Origin of the sequence: Sulfolobus sp. A20 (genome assembly GCF_001719125.1) — an archaeon.
In the GTDB taxonomy this organism is placed as follows: Archaea; Thermoproteota; Thermoprotei_A; order Sulfolobales; family Sulfolobaceae; genus Saccharolobus.
Genome location: NZ_CP017006.1, coordinates 1,025,501 through 1,047,840, shown reverse-complemented (window position 1 = coordinate 1,047,840; position 22,340 = coordinate 1,025,501). Strand labels below are relative to the sequence as shown.

At 32.8% G+C, this 22,340-nt stretch carries 22 protein-coding genes; 12 read left to right on the top strand and 10 right to left on the bottom strand.

The features are described 5' to 3' along the window. Positions 1–61: 61 nt before the first annotated feature. The 3 genes from BFU36_RS05825 (at position 62) to BFU36_RS05815 (ending at position 2,404) form a co-directional block, all read left to right on the top strand. On the top strand, positions 62–757 hold the full coding sequence (locus tag BFU36_RS05825; protein WP_069282672.1) for an MBL fold metallo-hydrolase: 696 nt from the start codon (positions 62–64) through the stop codon (positions 755–757). Continuing rightward, a complete protein-coding gene (locus BFU36_RS05820) occupies positions 750–1,478 on the top strand; it encodes a class II glutamine amidotransferase (protein ID WP_069282671.1) in 729 nt (242 codons plus the stop codon). Before BFU36_RS05825 ends, BFU36_RS05820 begins: the two co-directional genes overlap by 8 nt. A 77-nt stretch (positions 1,479–1,555) precedes the next feature. Continuing rightward, complete coding sequence (locus tag BFU36_RS05815; RefSeq protein WP_069282670.1) at positions 1,556–2,404, top strand: zinc ribbon domain-containing protein; 849 nt, start codon at positions 1,556–1,558, stop codon at positions 2,402–2,404. A gap of 91 nt (positions 2,405–2,495) precedes the next feature. Here BFU36_RS05815 and BFU36_RS05810 read toward each other — a convergent pair whose 3' ends face one another. Continuing rightward, entirely contained in the window at positions 2,496–3,485 is a 990-nt protein-coding gene (locus BFU36_RS05810) for a histone deacetylase family protein (RefSeq protein WP_069282669.1), read from the bottom strand. A 34-nt stretch (positions 3,486–3,519) separates the two neighbouring features. Here BFU36_RS05810 and BFU36_RS05805 point away from each other — a divergent pair, with 34 nt between their 5' ends. The 3 genes from BFU36_RS05805 (at position 3,520) to BFU36_RS05795 (ending at position 9,005) form a co-directional block, all read left to right on the top strand. After that, positions 3,520–4,578, top strand: coding sequence for a Xaa-Pro peptidase family protein (locus BFU36_RS05805; protein WP_069282668.1), 1,059 nt, complete (start codon positions 3,520–3,522; stop codon positions 4,576–4,578). 189 nt (positions 4,579–4,767) lie between these two features. After that, positions 4,768–7,683: a COG1361 S-layer family protein gene (locus BFU36_RS05800; protein WP_069282667.1), complete on the top strand. Its 2,916-nt coding sequence runs from the start codon at positions 4,768–4,770 to the stop codon at positions 7,681–7,683. Between the two features lie 173 nt (positions 7,684–7,856). Continuing rightward, a complete protein-coding gene (locus BFU36_RS05795) occupies positions 7,857–9,005 on the top strand; it encodes a M20 family metallopeptidase (protein WP_069282666.1) in 1,149 nt (382 codons plus the stop codon). Positions 9,006–9,010: 5 nt separating this feature from the next. Here BFU36_RS05795 and sul7s read toward each other — a convergent pair whose 3' ends face one another. After that, positions 9,011–9,190, bottom strand: coding sequence for a winged-helix single-stranded DNA-binding protein Sul7s (gene sul7s, locus BFU36_RS05790; RefSeq protein ID WP_069282665.1), 180 nt, complete (start codon positions 9,188–9,190; stop codon positions 9,011–9,013). A 431-nt stretch (positions 9,191–9,621) separates the two neighbouring features. Here sul7s and BFU36_RS05785 point away from each other — a divergent pair, with 431 nt between their 5' ends. After that, complete coding sequence (locus tag BFU36_RS05785) at positions 9,622–10,230, top strand: hypothetical protein (protein WP_069282664.1); 609 nt, start codon at positions 9,622–9,624, stop codon at positions 10,228–10,230. Here the strand turns inward: BFU36_RS05785 and BFU36_RS05780 are convergent. Genes BFU36_RS05780 through BFU36_RS05765 form a run of 4 tightly spaced genes read right to left on the bottom strand, consistent with a single transcriptional unit; the run spans position 10,217 to position 13,118 of the window. After that, the gene (locus BFU36_RS05780) at positions 10,217–10,600 is read right to left on the bottom strand and encodes a DUF1634 domain-containing protein (protein ID WP_069282663.1); all 384 of its coding nucleotides are present in this window, start codon (positions 10,598–10,600) and stop codon (positions 10,217–10,219) included. The two genes, BFU36_RS05785 and BFU36_RS05780, sit on opposite strands and share 14 nt — an antisense overlap. Beyond that, the gene (locus tag BFU36_RS05775; RefSeq protein ID WP_069282662.1) at positions 10,590–11,450 is read right to left on the bottom strand and encodes a sulfite exporter TauE/SafE family protein; all 861 of its coding nucleotides are present in this window, start codon (positions 11,448–11,450) and stop codon (positions 10,590–10,592) included. The genes BFU36_RS05780 and BFU36_RS05775 overlap by 11 nt, the downstream gene beginning before the upstream one ends. A gap of 30 nt (positions 11,451–11,480) precedes the next feature. Next, the gene (gene queC / locus BFU36_RS05770) at positions 11,481–12,875 is read right to left on the bottom strand and encodes a 7-cyano-7-deazaguanine synthase QueC (RefSeq protein ID WP_069282661.1); all 1,395 of its coding nucleotides are present in this window, start codon (positions 12,873–12,875) and stop codon (positions 11,481–11,483) included. Positions 12,876–12,899: 24 nt separating this feature from the next. Continuing rightward, positions 12,900–13,118, bottom strand: a complete 219-nt coding sequence (locus BFU36_RS05765; protein WP_069282660.1) for a hypothetical protein — start codon at positions 13,116–13,118, stop codon at positions 12,900–12,902. 33 nt (positions 13,119–13,151) lie between these two features. Between BFU36_RS05765 and BFU36_RS05760 the strand changes: the two genes are divergently transcribed. Together BFU36_RS05760 and BFU36_RS05755 are read left to right on the top strand one after the other, a co-directional pair. Then, entirely contained in the window at positions 13,152–15,380 is a 2,229-nt protein-coding gene (locus BFU36_RS05760; RefSeq protein ID WP_069282659.1) for a DEAD/DEAH box helicase, read from the top strand. Continuing rightward, a complete protein-coding gene (locus tag BFU36_RS05755; RefSeq protein WP_069282658.1) occupies positions 15,373–17,229 on the top strand; it encodes a 4Fe-4S dicluster domain-containing protein in 1,857 nt (618 codons plus the stop codon). Before BFU36_RS05760 ends, BFU36_RS05755 begins: the two co-directional genes overlap by 8 nt. On the opposite strand, the gene BFU36_RS05750 is transcribed toward BFU36_RS05755, so the two are convergent. Further along, on the bottom strand, positions 17,216–17,752 hold the full coding sequence (locus BFU36_RS05750) for a molybdenum cofactor biosynthesis protein B (RefSeq protein WP_069282657.1): 537 nt from the start codon (positions 17,750–17,752) through the stop codon (positions 17,216–17,218). The genes BFU36_RS05755 and BFU36_RS05750 overlap by 14 nt on opposite strands. Before the next feature lie 273 nt (positions 17,753–18,025). Beyond that, positions 18,026–18,835 carry a hypothetical protein gene (locus BFU36_RS05745; RefSeq protein ID WP_069282656.1) on the bottom strand — a complete coding sequence of 270 codons (810 nt, stop codon included), beginning with the start codon at positions 18,833–18,835 and terminating at the stop codon, positions 18,026–18,028. Positions 18,836–18,877: 42 nt separating this feature from the next. Here BFU36_RS05745 and BFU36_RS05740 point away from each other — a divergent pair, with 42 nt between their 5' ends. Next, the gene (locus BFU36_RS05740; protein WP_069282655.1) at positions 18,878–19,888 is read left to right on the top strand and encodes an FAD-binding oxidoreductase; all 1,011 of its coding nucleotides are present in this window, start codon (positions 18,878–18,880) and stop codon (positions 19,886–19,888) included. Here BFU36_RS05740 and BFU36_RS05735 read toward each other — a convergent pair. Beyond that, complete coding sequence (locus BFU36_RS05735; RefSeq protein ID WP_069282654.1) at positions 19,876–20,316, bottom strand: hypothetical protein; 441 nt, start codon at positions 20,314–20,316, stop codon at positions 19,876–19,878. The genes BFU36_RS05740 and BFU36_RS05735 overlap by 13 nt on opposite strands. A gap of 101 nt (positions 20,317–20,417) precedes the next feature. On the opposite strand from BFU36_RS05735, the gene BFU36_RS05730 reads away from it, so the two are divergent. Further along, the gene (locus tag BFU36_RS05730) at positions 20,418–21,041 is read left to right on the top strand and encodes a hypothetical protein (protein WP_069282653.1); all 624 of its coding nucleotides are present in this window, start codon (positions 20,418–20,420) and stop codon (positions 21,039–21,041) included. On the opposite strand, the gene BFU36_RS05725 is transcribed toward BFU36_RS05730, so the two are convergent. Then, a complete protein-coding gene (locus tag BFU36_RS05725) occupies positions 21,021–21,665 on the bottom strand; it encodes a phosphatidate cytidylyltransferase (RefSeq protein ID WP_069282652.1) in 645 nt (214 codons plus the stop codon). The genes BFU36_RS05730 and BFU36_RS05725 overlap by 21 nt on opposite strands. Positions 21,666–21,718: 53 nt before the next feature. Between BFU36_RS05725 and BFU36_RS05720 the strand changes: the two genes are divergently transcribed. Next, entirely contained in the window at positions 21,719–22,333 is a 615-nt protein-coding gene (locus BFU36_RS05720; RefSeq protein WP_069282651.1) for a hypothetical protein, read from the top strand. The last annotated feature ends 7 nt before the right edge of the window (positions 22,334–22,340 follow it).

Sequence of the window (22,340 nt, the reverse complement as noted above, 5' to 3'; positions counted from 1 at the left end):
TAAATCAACCATGTGTAGGTGGATTTTGTGATCTAGTCGATATAACTCAACGTGATGATATATGAGAATAACTTTCATAGGCACTGGAGCTGGTTCAAGCATAGGTACTAAAAGAGTTAAATCAAGTATTTTAGTAAACGAGTCTATATTATTCGATTTAGGTCCTGGGGCTGATCTCAAATTGGAAGATCTTAAAATTTATGATAAACCTAAGGCTTTATTTATTACCCATCTTCATGTAGATCACTTTAATGGATTATTTGACTATTTAGTTCAAAGGAAAATTAGAGGCATTAAGGATTTGGAAATTTACTCCCCGCAAGGGATAGAAAAAATTCTTGAGTCTTACGTTACTGTAGGCAATAAAATATCAACCAAAATATACGAGTCACAATTACCTAGAGGAAAAATAGACGATTTAGAAGTTTACTCTGTTAAAGCTTGCCATTCGATCTATGCCGTAAGCTATGTAGTTAGAGATAAGAGTAGAAAGGTAATTTATACTGGTGATACGTTAGAGCCTTGTGATAATATTTTAGAGGAGGCTAAAGATTCAGATTTAATAATACATGAAACTACCTGCGTTAACGATTGTAGCGCATGGGGACACACTTCGATCAATCAAATAATAAACTTGTTTGATAGGAAGAGAAAAGTGATAATAACACATATCCCAATACATGAAGAAGAAGAAATAAAAAAATTAGGTGAAGGTAAGGTGATAATAGCCTTTGATGGGTTGTCTATAGATGTGTAGATTTATTGCATTTCATACAAAAGGAGAAATAAAGAAGAAATACTTAGATGGACTTTTAAAAGCCAGCTATAATGACGTTTTTTCGAAATATAGATCTCATTCTGATGGATGGGGTTATGTAATATTTGTTAAATTAAGCCAAAAGTGGAGAGTGTGGTATTATAGATCTGAAGAACCTATTTATCAAGATGAAAATGGATTACAATTTCTAGAATCAATAAGAGGAGATGAAATAGTCGGAATTGTACACGCTAGAAGATCATCCAAGAAATTCTTAGTAGGGTTAACTCATTGTCATCCATATTTTCTAAGGGCTGGCCCTTATGACTTATACTTCGCACATAACGGTTCAGTTATGAGAAAAGCTTTCAGAGATCCCTATAGACCTTATACTGATAGCTACTTGATTTTGGAGGAAATCAAAACCTTAATTGAAAGCGATAATCAAGTACCATTAGAAGCTTACTTTTCTACAATTCAAAGACTGAAAGATTATGCAACCAGTTTAAATTCTTCATTAATTTACTTTGATAAGAATAACGGACCTACTTTATTAGTTGCGTATTATTATAATGTAAGTAGAGTAACGAGCAGTGTTTCAGAGGAGTACTATAAACTATACATAAATGAAGAGAACTATATTATTCCTTCAACTGTCAAATACTACTTAAATGAGCGGGAGAGCAAGGAACTAGAGTTGGGTAATATTGTTGAACTATGAACTATTTATTAATCTTTAGCTAGTGTTTTTAATTATTGGGTATAAACTCATAAGTCAGTTTTTCATATTATAGTTTTATGAAAGAGAGTCTTATAGAGGCGAAAATTATAGATTATGGAAAGCTGAAAGATATACATAAAGACATTATCTACTATAAATTATATATAGAGTCTTTAAGGAAAAGCGGAGTTAAAGAGAAAGTCAATCCTCCCCCCAATATTCCTAAACCCATAATATCCTCTATGATGAGCGGAGGTATACCTAGAGATGGACCCTTACAACTCGATATAATTAGAAAAAATATATTCAAGATAAAGGGCTATAACGCATTGATTGAATCTAAGGAAATAAATGAAACGCCTTTGTATGCCGTAGTGGAATATAGGGACGATGGTATAAAAGTTTACTTAGCATATAGGGAGAAACCAATAATAGCAGGAATTGATCTTGGGATAAGACACTTGATTACGATAGTAAGTTTGAAAGAAAATAAATTATGGAAAGTAAGATTTTTTGATGAGCCAAAGCTAATGGAATATTTCCTAAATTATTTAGGAGACGAGCAAGGAGTTCTAATGTTAGAGGAATTCAAAAATAAATCTAAAAAAATAGTATATGAAGCTATAAACTTCATTGAAAATCTAGAGCCAAACGTAGTTGCTCTAGAAGATCTTAACTCATTTGAGACTAAGGCAGGTAAAGGTTTGAGAGCTTTACAATCAATGTTAGAGTCTGAATTAAGGAAAAGGGGTATAAAATATAAGAAAGTGGATCCTTATAATACTTCTAAAATTTGTTCAAAATGTGGATATAAAAAGGGAGAGGTAATGGGGTCTATTTTCGTATGTCCCTCTTGCGGATACAAAGCTGATAGAGATTTTAACGCTGCATTTAATATCGCCCTAAAATGTTATTATACATGCTAATCGTTTCTCAATACCTAATCCCGTATACTATTTAACACAATTACTAATAGAAGACTTACAATTCTATAGGTATTTTGAATCAGATATATACTTAGATACTCCAGTATTTTCTCAATATACTCTTTTCATCACTCAGATAATTCAAAAATCTAGTTCTTACAGCATCAGAAGAACGAAATATAGGGTATTCCTTTTCTATATTCAAAAATCCCTCTAAAAACGACTTTAAACCTCTTTGCAAACCTACACTATATCCCCCCTCTAGTACTGCAAATCGTTTACTAAACCTCCTGCTCAACCTTCCAAAGTTATAAAAAGTACGTTCAGTGGCATTAACGTTTGCTAATCCATCATCCTTAAATGCATCAAAGCCAGCTGAAATAGCCATAATTACCGGTTCAAAATCATCTAAAATTGACTCGATTATGGGGAATAACTCCTCATAAAGATCATCACCTCCTAATGGAGGTATCAATAAGTTAACTTTAGTCCCCTCAGCTTCTCCTTCTCCAACCATATCTGGGAAGCCAGTACCAGGATATAGAGTCCTAGGATCCTGATGAATGTCAATGTGCAACACCTCTGGATTATCATAAAAGATTTCTTGAGTACCATTGCCATAATGTACGTCAAAATCAATTACAACGACTTTCCTTAAATTAAGCTTTTTCACGGGATAAGCTATATTATTAAAGATACAGAAACCTAATGTAGGGGCGTTAAAAGCTCTACCATTAATTCCTGCATGATGACCAGGTGGTCTTAATAATGCTAAACCATTTAATTCAAATGCTCTTAAGGATCCACCAAGAGCATGTAACGCCACTTCATAAGTGTTTTTATTTACGTAAGTGTCAACGTCTAAATTCTCTTCTAGGCTAGACGATTTGGAAACTAAATTAATATAGTCTTCAGAATGCACAATCTGAGGATCTTCAACTTTCACGGGTTTCTCAGACTTTACCTTGAACTCTCTTAAGATAGATAACGCTTTGGTCAACCTTTCAGGGTTCTCTACATGAAAGCTTCTCGGATAATGGGACTTATATATTTCATCATAAATTACGTGTAGTTCGTCCATATTAATTTATAGTACATACGACCAATTTATTTTTATGAATAATAGAGTTAAGAGATTGCAAGAGGAGCTTGTAAAAAACAATATTGATTACGCTATCATAGGACCTACTAGTAACATGCAATACTTAATTGATTTCATAGAGGAACAGATGGAAAGACCTCTGTTGCTGATAATTTCACAAGACGATTATTATATTCTTGCTCCAAAATTATATGAAGAACAACTATCAAAATTTCCTTTGATAGTTTATAGTGATGGAGAAAACCCGTATTCCAAACTTAATCTTAAGGAGAATTCAAGTTTACTTATAGATGACAAATTGTATTCACTATTTACGATAGAAATTCTTAGTACAATAAAATCTAGACGCGTTTATAGGGCTTCGACAATACTGGACAAATTACGTATGGTAAAAGATGAAGATGAAATTTCGAGAATGTCGGAAGGAGTAAGGATAGCAGAGGAATTGTTCCTTCGCTTTATACAGACCTTAACAGAAGGATTAACAGAATGCGAAATACAAAGAAAATTCAAGAGTTATATAATAGAGAATGCAGGTGAAATATCTTTTGAACCTATACTTACTTCTGGTCCAAATACCTCCATGCCTCACCTTAAATGCACAGAAAGAAAAGTAAAGAAGGGAGACGTTATTATCTTTGATTTTGGAATAAAGTATAAGGGATACTCTACTGATACGACGAGAGTTGTCTCTTTGGGAAATCCAAGTGATCTTGATGTCAAGAAGATATTTGAAATTGTAAAGGAGGCTAACGAAGCAGCGGAAAGGTTTGCGAGAAAGGGAGTACTTGCAAGTGAAATTGACTTAGAAGCTAGGAAAATCATAGAGATTAATGGGTACGGAAAGTTCTTTATACACAGGACAGGGCATGGAATTGGAATAGACGTTCATGAAGCCCCTTATATCTCATCAGATAACAATGAGAAGATAGAGAATGGTGAAATATTTACAATAGAACCCGGAATATACCTACCTAACAAATTTGGAATAAGAATAGAGGATGAAATACTGATACATTATGGTACAAGTAAGGTATTAAACTCATTAGATAAGGAACTGTTTATCATATAAACTATTAAACCTTAAAGAAATTCCTTTATTTTATTATATGTTATTATTATAAGATATTAAACAGTACGTACCCAAAAGGCTCCCTCTATACTTCAAAAATGCCATAAATGCACATTAGTGCCAGATAAAAGGTTTAACTGATAAAAACACTTAAATATTTAGATATATCTTTTTGTAGTGTGGTGAAGTATGAATAGGAAAGTATTTCTGACTTACTTAATGATTGTAATATTTTTATTATCACCCTTGTTTATATTAACAACCACTTCAGCTACAAACTACTTCCAAGGATATTCATCAACGCTAGAACCTATTTCGCCCGGTGAGATAGAAGTTCCTATAACATTTCATTTAACTAACTTGGGCCCATTTAATCTGACAGATGTATCAATTATTGCAACTAACACTTATCCATTCTATGTTTATAACTACTACAACTCAACAAAGATTATCCACGTACCTTTATGGAATGTAGGCCAAACGATAAATGTCACGTTCTTATTCAATATCTCTAACACTGCTAAAGATGGCGTATATTCTGAAGCTATAGCTATACAAGGGATCGGTCAGTTTGGACAAACAATTGATACGACAGTACTAGTTGCTGTACCAGTCTTGGGTTATGTTAATTTCTCAGCATCATCAGTCTGGGGAACAACTTCAAGTCCAATGGTAGTAGGACCAGGAGAAAATAACGTACCACTAACAATAATACTACAAAATCTTGGAAATAGCTTAGTTACTAATATAACATTAGATCTTAACTCACAATTCCCAGTTAGATTCTTACAAAGTAATGCCAGTATTTCAGCCATTGAACCTGGATATTATGGAGAAGTTACAGTAATGGCTTCAGTATATCCAAATGCTACAGAGGGACTTTATTATATTAAACTAAAAATAATTTATTATCACAACGATACACAATACGTTCTATTACCAGTAGATATTGGAGCATCTAATCAAGTGTCATTAGTAGACGCTTGGGGAACTCCATCTGATCCACAAATAGCAGCTCCTGGAGAAACGCTACTGCCATTAACCATATATGTCGAGAATCTTGGTGAGAATTTGTTATCTAATGTAACGCTTATGCTACAATCACACTACCCAATACAATTCCTACAAAACAACGCAACAGTAGGCTTCGTCCCAGCAGGAAGTTACAACTACGCAACAGTAATAGCAAACGTATACTCAAACGCAACACCAGGAGTATACTACATACCAATAACAGTACAAATATACAACGGATACAGGCAAGTTTTCAGAATGCCAGTATACATTCTGGGTTATGTTAATTTCTCAGCATCATCAGTCTGGGGAACAACTTCAAGTCCAATGGTAGTAGGACCAGGAGAAAATAACGTACCACTAACAATAATACTACAAGATACGGGGATAGCTACAGTGACAAATGCTACACTGATATTACAATCACAATATCCAGTTGAGTTTTTACAAAGTAATGTTAGCGTAGGAAATATACCAGTAGGACAGCCGATACCAGTAACGGTACTAGCTAACGTGTATCCTAACATAAGCACTACTGGAGTGTATTATATTCACTTGAAAATAGTATATTATAATGGAGTAAAACAAATAATTAAAGTGCCTATTTACATACAGTCTAACAATGAGATTTCGCTAGAGGGCATATGGGGCTCATTGTCCAATCCAGAAGTTGTTGCACCGGGTGAAAATAACGTACCTTTAACTTTAGTTGTTAAGAATCTTGGTGAGAATTTGTTATCTAATGTAACGCTTATGCTACAATCACACTACCCAATACAATTCCTACAAAACAACGCAACAGTAGGCTTCGTCCCAGCAGGAAGTTACAACTACGCAACAGTAATAGCAAACGTATACTCAAACGCAACACCAGGAGTATACTACATACCAATAACAGTACAAATATACAACGGATACAAAGAAACCGTGATGGCTACCGTTCAAATACTGGGATATATTACAATACAAGCGCAATCTCTGTGGGGTAGTATAAGCTCACCTATTACTGTATCTCCAGGAGAGAGCCAAGTACCTCTAACTGTTGTTTTAAGAAACACTGGAGATGTAAATATTCTGAATGCTACTTTAACCTTCCAGCCCATAGAATATCCCTTAATATTCCATCAGACTACAGCTCAAGTAGGTATAATACCAGCGGGAGAGGAGAATTACGGAACTGTTACTGTTAGTGTATTCCCCAATGCTACCCCTGGAGTTTATTATATACCAGCTACCTTGAATTACTTCAACCATATTACTACGATATCAGTACCCGTTGTTATATATTCGCCAAATATTTCGGTCAATGTAGTTACTATACCACCACAAGTCTTCCCCAGTTATTATGACGTAAGGCTTTTAGTAATATTGACAAATTACGGCAGCGGAATAGCTGAGAATACTAATGTAAGTATACAATCACCTTTTCAAGTAGTTTCCTCACCTATAGTTCACTTAGGTGCACTACCTGCAGGTATTCCAATTAATACCACTTTCCTAATAAATATTCCAAATGATACATCTCCAAAGACGTATATAATCAACTTTAGTATATCATATGATGGAGGAAAAATTGAATATCAATATGCGTTAAATATTTATCCTAAAGCAAACATTATTGTAGCTAATGTCTATTATCCAACACTAAACCCCGGTTATTCAAAGGTACCCATTACAGTAACGTTAAAGAATACTGGAAACGCTACAGCCAAGAACGTTATCGTAAGGTTAGGTACCTCGGATGTCATCTATCCTCATGTCAGCTCTTCTAACCCATTACAAGCATTGACTGCGTCTGAAGTATTCATTGGTGATATAAATCCTGGACAAGAAGTTAACGTTACTTTCGTTGTAGATATTAGTGGTGGAGCGTCCCCAGGTACATATCCGTTAGCTATAGCACTTGTTTGGAACCAAACTGGATCGTTATTCCCATTTGAGCAAGCAGATACGTTCTATGTGACCATTTCGGCTCCATTCTATGAACATCTATTTAGCTCTCCAGTTGGATATGCATTAATCGCTATAATTATCATAGTAATAATAGTAGTAGCAATAGTATTTTTGAGAGCAAGAAATAAAAGGAAATAGTCCTTTTTTAAAATGATGATAAGAGCACTTATACTTCTTCTTGTGTTTTTTAGACCAATTTACTCAGAGACCGCAATATTATTCTCGTTATCTATAATTATTGTTATTGGATTTTTAGTCATTATATCAATATTTATTAAGTTATTTGAGAATTTACTGAAAGTGAGAAAAATATGAATGACATCATAAAATTAACCTCAGAACTAATTAAAATTCCTAGCATAAGCGGAAGTAATCAAAAGGAAATATCTGAATTTATTAAAGATTGGTTAAACGATTATGCAGGGGTTAAAGCTAAAGTCAATGAGTTTGATCCCGGATGGTATACTGTAGTTGCTGAAAAGGGGGATGGAGATAATATAATTATCTTGAACGGTCATTATGATGTAGTACCGCCAGGCGATTTAAAGAAATGGGACACAGACCCATTTAGTGGATATATCAAGGACAATAAGGTGTTTGGGAGAGGTGCAACAGACATGAAAGGAGGATTAGCAGTCTTAATGAAAGTGTTTTCAGAGATAGATACCAAGAAATATAAGATAGTGTTTTCTGCAGTACCCGATGAGGAGATAGGAGGATTGCATGGATCTTTGAAACTAGCTCAAATCTATGATTCAAATTTAGTTGTGATTGGAGAACCGTCTGGCTCAACCTCAATGACTCTAGCTGAAAAGGGTCTATTCCAATTAAAGCTAAAAGGATTTGGTAGACTGGCTCATGGTAGCCTCCCCTCTTTGGGGGATAATGCTATTCTCAAAGTCATGAGAGATTTAGAAAGACTGAACACTGAAATAAATAAGATAAACATAGATCTTCCTTCCGACTTAGAGGAAATTATTAAGGACACAGAGACTATATATAATTTACCTGAGGTATTTAAGATCTCATTTAATCCCTCAGTAATTAAAGGAGGAGTTAAAACAAACGTTGTGCCAGATTATTGTGAGATAGAAATTGACATGAGAATACCCCCAGGTATAAGCTCGAATAGTCTTCTAGATTATGTAAAAAATAACGTAATTAAGGAAACAATAGTGGAACCTATCGATCTTTCTGACCCTAATTATACCTCACCTAATGACAACTATGTGAAAATATTCGACAAAGCTATTAAAGAAGTAATTGGTGTAAAGGCTAAGAAGATAATAATAACTGGGGCTACAGATGGTAGATTCTTTAGATATAAAGGTGTACCGGTAATAGTTTATGGTCCAGGTGAACTAGGTGTAGCCCATAACTATAATGAGTTTGTAAGTTTTGACGAGTTGAATAGGAGTTATAGGGTGTTGAAACATTTCTTTGAACTAATAAATGATTAATAATACTATTTCTTGATATAATAAAAGTACCTTCCTCTTCTTCCTACTTTGTTCTCTTTTATCAATTCAGATAAAGCCGAGTACACTTCGGGAGCTGGATATGGCACATATTTAAGTATATCATTAAATGTAGCCCATTCTCTATCTTTTAATATTCTTTCTACTGAATGTTTTATGTCTTCCATTAGTATATTATAGTACAAATATAAAAATAAGTTTTGTGTTAAAAAAGTTCTAATGAATAACAAGGTTTATAAATGCGACCTAACCATATATAAGCCCTAAATTATTTAAATGCTTATTAACAGATATTTATTATGAACCGTTAGATTCTTTTCAAATAAATAAATTTTACATAGTTAGTTATACTCCTTATGAATAATTTTAGTAAATATTAATCTTGGAAAAAGACATAAATCTTATATATACTTATATTTAATACTATGATAGAATTATTTAAATCATTAGATCAGAATTTTCCAAAAAAACTCTTAGATATTTATTTTAGTATACATTAGAGTAAACGATTCATATTCATCTACAGAGAGAAAATAATATAATAAGACCAAAATCTAAATATAACTTTAAATTCGCATACTATCCTTCTCTAAACGCATTGCTAGTATACTTTAAACCTGTTAAGAACGAAAAAAACATCCATATAGCGTTAGAGATCGTGTCCGAATTATTTGCATCAAAGATAGCAAAAATTCTCAATCTACCTATACTTGATGTAACTCTAACTAAGTTCAAGAATTCAATGGGATTACTCATGGACTACTTACCAGAGAAAGCTGACCAAAGAATAAGCAACATTGCAGAAATTAGGAAGAGTTTGGCATTTGAAGAGTGGATACTAAATATAGACTTAAAAGAGGAGCACGTGTTAGCTAAGGAAAATAAGGGATATATTATTGATCATGGACATGCAATCTCAGCGTGGAAACCGTTATACTATATCGCTCAAATTATAGATAAAAGAGTCACTAGGTTTAATTTATGGGCTGAAGAAGAAGATTTTTCTGAAGGAATAGAATTAGTTAAATCTATAGATAATAAGACAATTAAGGAACTACTAAGGGAAAGTTTCTCCGAAGTTCAAGAGGCTAATTTTTGTAAACTTTTCACTGGGCAAGTTGCTGAAGAATATTTTGATCTATCACTAAGATTATTGGAAAAACGAGCAAGTATATTGGAAAGTATAAAAAATACTATTTACCAATAATTATTGGTAATATAAATATAGCAAACATTAGATTGAAGAATACTATGGCTGTTATTATAGTATACAATTTGTTTCTCTCGCTAGCAAACTGTACAATACCTAACAATACTCTGATCACAGGAGTAGCTATTAGAACCATCAATCCTAAATATATGAAGTCTAAAGCATCTAGCTTAGGTATACCGCTGAACACTTCATTTGGCTTAAATAATGAACTATTAACTATAGAATTAGGAGCAGCTATCTGGGAGATAGTAAATCCATTAGATGAATCATGGAGAAACAGTATTCCTACTCCTAATAATATTATTATTGCGCTAATTATTACCCCTATTCTGAGCGCATAACCAATTATATCGTTAAAATCCATACCCCAGTCCCCTCATAATCATCTGTATACCTAAAAATACTAAAATTGCCGTAAAGATATATCTTATTGTTTTGTTAGTTATCCTAACTAGTATTTTGGTGCCAATGTAAGCTCCAATTAGTACACCTATAGCCGTTCCCGCAGCTAAGAATGGCTCAATGTAGCCAAAAAGCCAGTATATTGAGCTTCCTGTGGCTGCAGTAACTCCTATCATAAAATTACTAGTTGTCGTGCTTACCTTCATTGGTAAATTCATTGCCCAATCCATGCCTAACACCTTTAAAGCTCCAGAACCTATGCCTAATAACCCGGAGATATAACCCGCAAAAAACATTATTATTTCACCTAACCACCACCTTATTCCGTAATATTCAACCTCTTGGTTTAATGCTGCATCATAATATTTGCCATAAAGCTGAAATATCTTAGTAGTCCAATCAGGTTTTATAGGTTTTGGAAGCTCAAACCTAGATCTAGTTAATTGAACGTATACTTGAGACAGTAAAACAATTCCAAAAACAATGTAAACTATAAATTGTAAATGATGAGAATAAATATAGGCTACAGTTAATGCGCCAGCTATAGAGCCAGTTGTAGTGGCTATCTCTAAGCCCATTCCTATTCTAACGTTTGTAATTCTATCCTTGATATATGCACTAGCAGCACCACTAGACGTAGCTATTGTTGATATTAGACTAGCCCCTGACGCGTACACTATTGGAATTCCTAAATACAGTGTATAGATTGGAACTAGAAAGGTTGCTCCTCCTAACCCTGTTAATGAGCCTAATATACCACTTAATGCACTTATTAGAACGATTGCTATAAAAAATTCTAATGGAGGTAACATACATAGATATAAATTCTGTCATTTTTAAAACTACTCATTCTCATATTCGACAGGGTCCTTAACACCATTTATTTTGAAGGCAGTTTTCCTCATATAACAAGGTCCGCATTTTCCACAATGCTTATCTCCACCTTCATAACAGCTCCACGTTAAATGCAATGGAGCTCCCATTTTCAAACCAAGCTTTACTATTTCATGCTTTACCAAATTACCTACTGGCATTAATACATCGATCTTTTTGTTAGGTCCAGTAGCATATGGGCTTAGTTTTTGTAACATTCTAATGAATTCCATTTCATTATCAGGGTAAGCTCCAGCTTCTTCCAGATTTATACCAGATGCAATTGCATCATAGTTATAAGCCTCAGCTATTGCTAAGGCAACTGACATGAATATTAAATTCCTAGCCGGAACCCACTCATGTGCGAATTCAGCTCCCTCTTCTCCTTTTCTATCTTTAACTATTTCACCCCCTCCTTTCAATAAGGTGGTATGTCCTATCATTTTGAATAAATCAGTACTTATTTCTATCAACGGAACATTCAGATATTCTGAGATTTTCTTAATGGCTTCTCTTTCCTTTTCTTCTGCCTTATGATGATAATTGAAGTGAAGTAATGCTACCTCATAACCTTCTCTTATTAATTTAGTAGCTGCTACGGTAGAGTCTAGACCACCGCTTGCTATAACCAAAACCCTCTTGTTATTCTTTTTTTCAATTAAAGGTACACTATAGATCTCCTTCTTTAGATTTACCATAGTTATTGAATATGGCTCCAGCTTAGTTACGTTCACGGGATCAAAAGGCTTAACTTCAAAATAATCGTCAAGAGATGAGAAAAACACTGCATCCAAGTGGTAATCGTAAGCCATATAGAGAGGTTTAAAGTTATTTACTAGAAATATTCTATCAGGATATAATTTATCTCCTATCACTAAAGCATAACTTCCCCTGATCTGATTAATTATATCTCTTAAATCTTCTATACTGCCATTCCACATTTTATCTAGCATGGGAGGAAGTATCGCGCTATCGATTCTAGTTTTTCTAGATAACTCATATTTCTTTTCTAATTCTATATCATTCGCAATTATACCGTTATGTGTAATAATATATCTTTCCCCTACAAACGGTTGAATGTCATCTAGAGTCTTCTGTCTAACGTATTCAGTTGTAGGTTCGGCTCTGTTATTGGCTATCACTACTCTAGAGTCTTCGTCAAGGATACCATACAATAATTCTTCCTTCTCAGAGGGTCTTCCTAGAGATTTTCTCACTTTTAAACTCCCGTCCTTTTGAATAACAACGATACCAAAACTGTCCCTTCCTCTATCTTCAGCCTTCTTAAGAATATTGGCAAATTTCCTTTCTACTTTATCATAATTTTTTGGATTTAGTATAAGGATACCGGATACACTGCACATTATTTCATAGTGAAAATCTTGGCATTAAAAAAGCTGTCTAAACTCAAGTACAATTCTGACTAGTCTTGCCTCTATATTATCTCCATCAACTATCGAAAAGCCATATTTATTTACAATTGAAGGTAATTTTTCTAATAAATCTTCAGCTACTATAATATCTATAATATCTCCTTTTTTACTCTTATTCTTTTGTATATTTAAATATCGTTCTACTTCCTTTTCATTTACTAGCACGTCCGCCATACTTTTAATCCCAGTAACATAGTTAATAAAATTGTGGAAATTCTAGATGAGATTAATGAAAGGCTAAAACTTTTTAACGCCGAGATAGCTCACGTATACACTGAAACAGCGTTAGACCCAGAATTAGGACCTGATATTAATGAACTAGACATCGATGAGAAATTAAAGAGAGCCATTTTACAATATGGGATAAAAAAATTGTATAAATATCAATACGATGCATATAAGAAAATAAAAAATAGAGAGAACGTCCTAATAATATCTGGAACCGGAACTGGTAAAACTGAAGCTTTTCTCATACCTATTATTGATTTAGCGATTAAAGGAGAAAGAACTGTTTTGGTTTACCCAACTAAAGCCTTAGCAAGAGATCAACTTAACAGAATATACTCTTTAGTGAAAGAACTTGGATTAAATGTAGGAATATTTGATGGCGATACTCCAGAGAAAGAAAGAGAGAGACTATATCGTGATCCTCCTCATATCTTAATTACTAATCCAGATATGATACATATTGGTTTAGCGTTAAGTGAAAGATTTAAGTTCCTACTTAGAACGGCTGATCATTTTGTATTCGATGAAATCCATGTTTATGAGGGAGTCTTAGGTTCACACCTAAGGAATCTAGTTGATAGGATAAGAGAGTTTAATAAAGAGATCCATATAGTTGGATCCAGTGCCACGATTAAGGCTACAAAATATTTATTAGAAGAATTATTTGGAGTGGAAGGAGATATAATAGAAGGTAGTAAACGAAGAAGGGGTGTAGCAATACACTCACTAATAAATAGTAAAGGGGCTAGTAGGTGGACATTGTCTGCTTTCCTATCTGCTATTTTAATTAAAAAGGGGCTAAAGGTGCTCATATTTACAGATTCTCAGCAGATGTCTGAGCTGGTCGCTAAAATAGCTGATAAATTTGGGATAAATCTAGAGGTTCATAGAGCTGGACTAAATGTTGAGGAGAGAATAAGCACTGAGGAGAAATTGAGATCTGGAAAAATAGATGGTGTGGTAGCCACTCCTACGCTGGAATTAGGCTTAGATATAGGTGCAATTGATGCAGTAATAATGGCTGAGAATCCGCCCAACTTCACTAAATATCTTCAAAGAGCGGGTAGAGCAGGGAGGAGAAATAAAGTAGCGTTGATATTTACAATACTAGGGGAAGATCCTATAGATAGTTATTATTTAAGACATCCGAAAGAATTCTTTGAAAGACAAATAAACTCTCTTACTTTTGACCGTACTAATTTGGAAGTGCTAAAGATTCATGCTGCTGCTTATCTGGCTGAAAAATTCAGAGTGAATTTGGATAAGTTACCGGAACTATGGAGAAGGGCTTATAAGGTACTTAATGAAGAAGGTATGGCTAAAATAATAAATTCTTACGTTTACGCTACTCATAATACGAGAAAATTCGTATCATCAACGTCATTAAGAAGTATTGGTCCTATAATTAGAATCTATGAAAAAGATAAGAAAATAGGTGAGAGAGAGTTACCTCAAGCTTTACATGATCTATATCCTAATGCAATATATTTAATATCTAAGAAAACTTATCTTGTAGAAGAATTAAATTTAAATTCGTTAATTGCTAAAGTAAAGAGAATGAATAACGATTTGCCCTATTATACTAAGCCACTTTACACTATGGATTTGTTAGAATTTCATAAAAAAGACGAAAGAGAAGTCTATGGTGTCAAGGTGGAATACGGTGATATGAAACTCCTCATGTCAGTTTTAGGCTATTTGACTTATGATATCTATTCTACAAGAAAGGAGAAAACTAAAAACGAATATACCTATAATGAACCTATTAATTTTACTTATGTAACTAAAGGGCTAATGATTCACCATCCCTTAGTTGATGATTTTAATTTAATTGATCACATGGAAGCTTATCATGCTACTGAACATGTTTTAATATCCTCAGCTAGAGTTGTTGCCGGGGCTTCGCTAACTGATTTAGGCGGAATTAGTTTTCCTAGTGGCCATGTAGTTATTTATGACTCAGCAATTGGTGGTACTGGGGTTGCAAAACTACTTTTTGAAAGATTAGAACAAGCTTACGAGATTTCTTTAGATATTGTAAAAAGTTGCAGCTGTGAAGATGGTTGCCCTAATTGCGTTTATAGCCCATATTGTGGTAATAATAATAAATTTTTATCTAGAAGAAAATCATTTAGATTAATAAATGATGTGATAGAAGGGAAATTAAATAAAAGATCAGAAAGCGTGGAGGGAAGTCCAATTGCATGAGAACTTTTATAGAATACTAAAACCAACTAAAGTAGGTAATACGGAGATAAAAAATGTAATAAAGTATAGGGACGGAATTAATATTACAAGTAAGAGTGTTCCGCGATATGAATATTTTAGGGGTGTAGAAGGAGAGTACGTTGTGGACTTTACCGACTATGTAGGTGTAGAGGATTTAGGAGATAAGGTTAAGGTCAAGGGTGGAACAAGATGGAGAGATATAATAAAGTATAACGTTGAATTATGGTCTAACCTTGATTTTAGTGTAGCTGGCTCAGTATATTTTAATGACCCGATATTTGGTTTTAATGAATTTGGAGAAATAAGGGACAAAGTAGAAGTTGATGCGATTGGCAATCAAAATCCTTACCTCGGAAAATACAACGGAGGAATAATCATAAATGTATATATTAGGAAAGAGATTAGGGAAATAGCGCATAAGGTAAAATATGATACTAAATTGGAAAATTTATTCGATATAGTTAGAAAATGGTACGCCGGTGGAATTCCTCCTTTTAGAGATGTTAGCATAATAAAAAAAGATGAGGAAATTTATTTGTCAGTTTCTTATCCGAAAATAAGAGAAGGATTAGTAAAAAATTTTATTAATGATTTTAATGATATCAATAAAATCGAATATGATAGTTTGGCGTATAAATTTTGGTATTTTGGATATCTAGATTTTATTAAATTTGATGAAATTATTAAAAAGATTTATGAATCAAAATTCTCAATAATTCGATTTAGAAAAAATAAAATAGCTTACTCCATCTATTCTGATAAACCAATAGTAGGTTTAGAAAAGAGTCTAGATTACTCGACTCTAGAGAACGAAAATCTATTTAAGGGATGCATACTTTGCGGAAACTGTATTACCGTCTGCCCTTACGGTAAGCAAAATAATGACATTTTTTACACTCCGCTTGGATTTTATTCATTTTCATATTTTAACCAAGTTGGAGACATAGCCAATTGCCACCTATGCGGTTTATGTGAAGAAGTTTGCCCAATGAAACTAGATATAACCTCAGAATTAAGAAAAAATTCTAGCTTAAGAGAAATAAATCCTAACTATATAATTAGTGTCATTAAACCTAAGTCGTCTGTCTTGGTAATTACACCAATTAGTGAAGGCTTTTACGACTTAATAATAAAGTCGATAATATATCTAGTAAGAAAAGGAAAGAAGATAGGAATAATTTATTTGCCCTATAATTTTTCTAAAATAGTTAAAAACGAGATAAACCTTAAGGAATTGGAAGGAGTGAAAGAGATTTACGTGATCTCACCAGAAGAATATTTTTACTTGAAGAGATTATTGGCAAAGAATATAGTAGATATTTATAATATACAAACATTAATCTTGGAAGAACTTAATATAAATATAGATGATGTTCACGTTCCTTGCCTATTAAGATCTGACGTAAAAACAAATAAAATCGTTTGTAGTAATGCATTTTTGAATTTATTAAATGGAAAAGATAACATCAACAAGGAAATTAAAAATAAAATTACATTGTGTCCATTAACTGGCAAGGAGCTTGGAATTCCTACACCATTAGACATATTAAATTACAATTCAGATCACAATATAGCAAACAAAATTCTCGATAGGATTAAACAGTCTATAAATGATGTAGGTGATGTTTTAGAGGATATAAATTGGTATAGTGGGATAGATAATATGATTTACGAGAATTTATACTCATCAATAGTTAATAGTGTGATAAAGGATGAGAGTTTTGAGAATCTGATTACATTTTACTTCTTTGCACAAAAATTAGATAATATAGATGAAAATCTGAAAAAAATTATAGTAAGTGAGATAGAGAAGATTATTTTCTCCTAGCTATGTAAATTAAATGACCGATTTCGGGTAATATTAATTCTTTCATTGCCAACTTTACAGCGTCTGGTGATCCTGGTAGTAGATACAGTATTTTATCGCCGATTATGCCAGCAGTAGCTTTAGTCAGATAAGAGGCAGACTTGACTTCTGGATCATTATAACTTACCAACCTAAATATATCGGAAAAGCCCTCAATTTCTCTATCAAATAATGGTCTAATAGTCTCTACTGTGACATCAGTTAATGAATAACCAGTACCACCGGTTGAAATAATCACATCCACTTGTGGGTTTTCAAGAGCTAAAACAAATGCCTTAAGTATTTTAATCTTATCGTCGGGTATCAAATCGTATCCAACCACAGTATATCCAGAACTTATAATTAGTTGTTTTATTATGTCTCCAGACTCATCAACAACTGGCTCTTTTCTTATCAATTTTTCATACCTAGAAGTACTTATAGTGATCACGTAGAAATTTATGTTCTTCGGAGCATGTAACCTATGTTCCTTATGGGCTGTCATATAATCACATTTTAGGTAAAAGTAATATAAATACTGTGTAAATGATTGGATATTTTATCATATCATGATGATTATCCGTGGTGATTTATATTAGATTTATAAATTATATTTGATATTTATAATAATTTTGCTAACTAAAATTTTATCCGTACATAAGAAACTCTAACAGATTAATTTTAAATTAATCAGCTATAATAAAACCTTTTAAAATCTTACAAAATGAGGAAAGCTTGGATATTTATGGCGGGAGAGGAAGTCAGAAATCTAAGGATATTAAAGTAAATGTACTTCTTTAGCGATGTCCAAATCTAAATCTAGAAAGTTATCCCTTATTAGGACACTACCATTAATGTATAAAACTGTGCTCTCAGGAATTTCAGTGAATCTTATTCTAAAACTAGTTAGTATATACTCATTACCGTTTTCATCTTTGCCTAAATACTTAACTGGAATCGAATAAGGTTTAACACTTTTCATTATCTTCACTCTTCCCTTAAAACTCCTAGAATCAATTACAGAGCCAAAGTCTTCACATTCAACAATCTTAAAAGTGTACTGTTTATCAATAAAAATACCTTCCAATACTCTTTTATTTTTCAAAATTTTGAAGCTATTATAGTCCAGACTCTCTACTTCAGACTCTTCAACGAAGTTTAAAGGTTTTGTAATGTTCCTTTCCCTAAGTATCTTTAACGTTAAGTAATGAGATTTGTTAAAACTTAGAAAGTCTAAATCTTTCCCTTTTCTTTGGTACAAGTAACTACCAGTCACCCCTAACTTTTCGTCAAAATATTTCATAAATTCCAATAAAATGTTGTCATTAACACTAACGGAAAAGGGATCGAGAATTTCACTGTCCTTTAAGGGAACAAGAGGTACTTCAAAACCTAGTTCTTTTACATATCTAATTAAGTGAGGGAAATTTTTCTTAGCTAGTTCTAAAGCGTCGTTCAACCTCTTAATTTTTATTCCGTTATACATTCTAGGTAATGCTACGGCATACCCATCAGGGTGAAAACAACCTTTAACAGCCCAAATGGCGTTTCCATACTTTAAAAAATACCCTTCCACTATTTGCTTCATAGTTAATTTTAATAAAAACTACAAATTTATGACTAACTTGCTTTGAGGATTATAATAGTAGGTGGTGGAATTACTGGCAGTTCGCTTTACCTTATTTTAAAGAAAAACGGTTTTAACGTCATCTTAATTGACTCTAACGTTAAAAGGAGACCTTTTCCAACCTTAATTCATTCATTGTTATTAAAGGATAAGGATGTAGAGTTAGCTAAATTGTCTCTAGATTTCTATAGAAAATTTAAGATATCATATAGAGATTTTATATCTTATACTATAGGTAAGGTAGACTCTAGACTCTTGAATCTATGGAACTCAGTTGGCGTTGAGTTAAATGAGAAATATGTTGACTGGCTAAATACTAATGCCATTGAGGCTATAGGAGGCGATAGACTAGTTTCGATAAGCGGACTAATTAACCTAACTGAAAGGATAATCACTAATCCTCGTATAGAAGTAAAGAATAATAAAGGCTTTTTGAAGATAGGAAACTCAACACATGAAGCTGATATTATAATTTTAGCTGCAGGTGCATGGAGTAAGTATATAATAAATGTTAGTTTACCTGTCAAGACATACTATTGTTGGGCTATGTCAATAATATCTAATAAAAGGCAGGTTGGAAAGTTTATTATATACGATTATGTTAATTATTTCTATTCTAGACCTATAATCGGCTTAGGGCTTCCCTTCGCTATAGCGGGTGATGGGAAAATTATCGAATCACCACCATACAATAAGGTTTGTATAACAGATAAAGAAGAGGTTCTCCAAAAGATTTCAAACAGGTTAGGATTTGTGAAAGAGCTATATACAAGTGGTAATTTCTGCGAAGCCACTATTGACATGAGACCTGCTTATGGCAAAGTTGCTGAAAACGTATACTATATCGGTGGATTTAATGGATATGGTGCTGAAGTAGGACCGGGGTTGGCTACTGTTTTAAGCGAAGAGATATTGACTAACAAGGAGGTAGATAATTATAAAGAGTATCGAATAGATAGATTCAGCAAATTTAATGATGATTTCGAAATAGGTAAAGAACCTCATGAATTATAGATTTTTAAATGAAAATTAATCACCTCGCTGACAGAGTGTTCTTCTTCTTTAAAACTCAAATGAATTCTTTGTTTCTCTTTACATCTTTCACAATCATATAAAATCCACCCACCTAAGAACTCATCATTATAGTAATATCTAATTCCTCTCCAGCCTTTCAAATTAACTAGAAACTTTATTATATTTTCTGACATCGTAGGAAACGCTACATATTTTTCCATTTTTAAATAATATAATTTATATTTTTTAAAATATTTAGGATGTATTAAAACTGAAAATTGAGAATAAAAATCATCTATATCACTAACTTTTACTAGTTGTATAATTTCTTGTTCGTCAACGTATATCGCTACATTACGATAATCTTCAAAAATTTCATCTAAGTCAGTCCAAGGAGGAGATGGTGAACCTATTAGCCATGAGAGCATAATTAGAATTTTTATTATTGAGATAATTAATCTATCTAAGTATGATGAAGTGACGGTTTACTGAGTTGTGAAGACCATTCCCCTCACTGAGGTTGATTGAGATGAAGTCAAATAGTAAAGAATTTTTCATAAAAGATATTGAAATATTAGAAAGTAGATTAATGAAAAATTATAGTAATATCAGTCTTAACGATATAAAAAACAGACTAATTCAATATTATGAGCTAGGTCTGACTAATATAAATAATTCGAGTATTCAGATGATACTTTCAGCTTACTTAAAGAGTCTAGGGTATAGGGTCTTCGTTGAATATGAAAAGCGAAATAGATTATTTGACGTTTATGCGGTGAAGGATGATGAAATCGGTATAGAAGTGGAATATGGTTATGTCCCTAATTCGATCGCGCTTAATCCGGAAGAATATCTAAGAAATAAATTAGCTTTAAAAATACTAAGATATAGCAATTTTACCTCTAAATTTTATATAGCAGTTCCATCTTTTTACCTACCTCCTATACCTAAGGAGTTATTTGAATTAGACCAAGAAAAGAGAATAAAAGCGTTGATTACTATGGCGAGAAAAAATAATAAAGTAATTGATATAAACGATATTCAAGTTAAAGACGTTAAATTAGACGGAATTATGATAATAAATGTAAGTGACTTAAAAGTAAGAATATTGGATATAAGAGAATACATGAAATTAAATGATCTTTATAAATAAGTAGAGAAAAATAAAAGAGGCAAAAGGAACCGAAATATTATCGTCAACTATAGGAACTATTTCCATGATCGTTGCTATTACTCCGGCTATTATACCTATTATCCCGAAAACTAAATAGCCTAGGACCGAGCAGAAAACTAGCATACCTAATGAACCCCATAAACCTTTAACTCTCCTTTTATATACAGCATTCCTTATTATACCAGTTATTCCATCACCAAAGGACATGAAAAGTAAAGGAAGTATTGCTATGTAAACGGAGTTATTTTGCCAGTAATTGTGATCTAATATAAACATTATTAATAAAATTGTTCCAAAAGAGAAAGTAAAGTATATTTCTCCTAGATTCTCCTTTTCCATGAACCACCTCATCTCCCTCCTCCTAATCCTTATTAGGATTAGGTATAGCATTAGCAGGTATGAGGTGATTATAGGTACTATAGGTGAATTAAACACTATAGGTGAAAGAGCAGCTACTACTCCGCCCCCTAACATATGAATTACCTTTCTTGTAACATAAACCCCAAATTTTTTAGAAATCAGTTTAGATATATAAAGTGTTACGAAAGCTACCCATAAAGTCAGTACGATTCCCCAAATGATATCTTTAATACTAATTATCATCTTAGATAGATGTTGGGTAAGTATTTAAAAATTAACCCAGCATTTTTTGAATAATGAGAATTTACAAGTACAAGCTAAGCGATGGTTATCTAGTTCCAGATGAAAATGGCAATATTACAATATTTTTAGAGAACAATTTAATAATGATATATGACGATAAGGGAAATGAACTGAAAGATGTAAAATTTAAATATTTGAAAGATGAGGGTAAGCTTCTCGATAAACTAAGATACTTAGCTAATTTAGTGGGAATGAATATCGATGAGAGAACTATCTTAGCTTACCCCAACTTTAACCAAAGGATACTGATGTTAAATAAACTAATGGGAAAAATTTTCGAAGATTATGTCTATACTCTACTTTCTAGTAAGTATAAAGTTACTAGACAAAAAGAACTCTACCCTACATTATATAGCTTTACATTTACTAGATGGTCAAATAGGCCAGACTTTATAGTAGAAAATAAGGTAGTAGTAGAGGCTAAGGTGAGTAAAAACAACTATCAACAGACTCTAGATTATTCGAAGTATTTCAAGAAAGGAATAGTCGTATTCCCATTTACTGGAGAGTGTAGAGTTCCGAGGAATTGGCTGTGTTTCTTTAATCTTCTTAAGGAGAAACAGAGGTTCTATTTGGTTCTGGAAAGTTTATTATCTAGCTCAAAATAAATGCCAT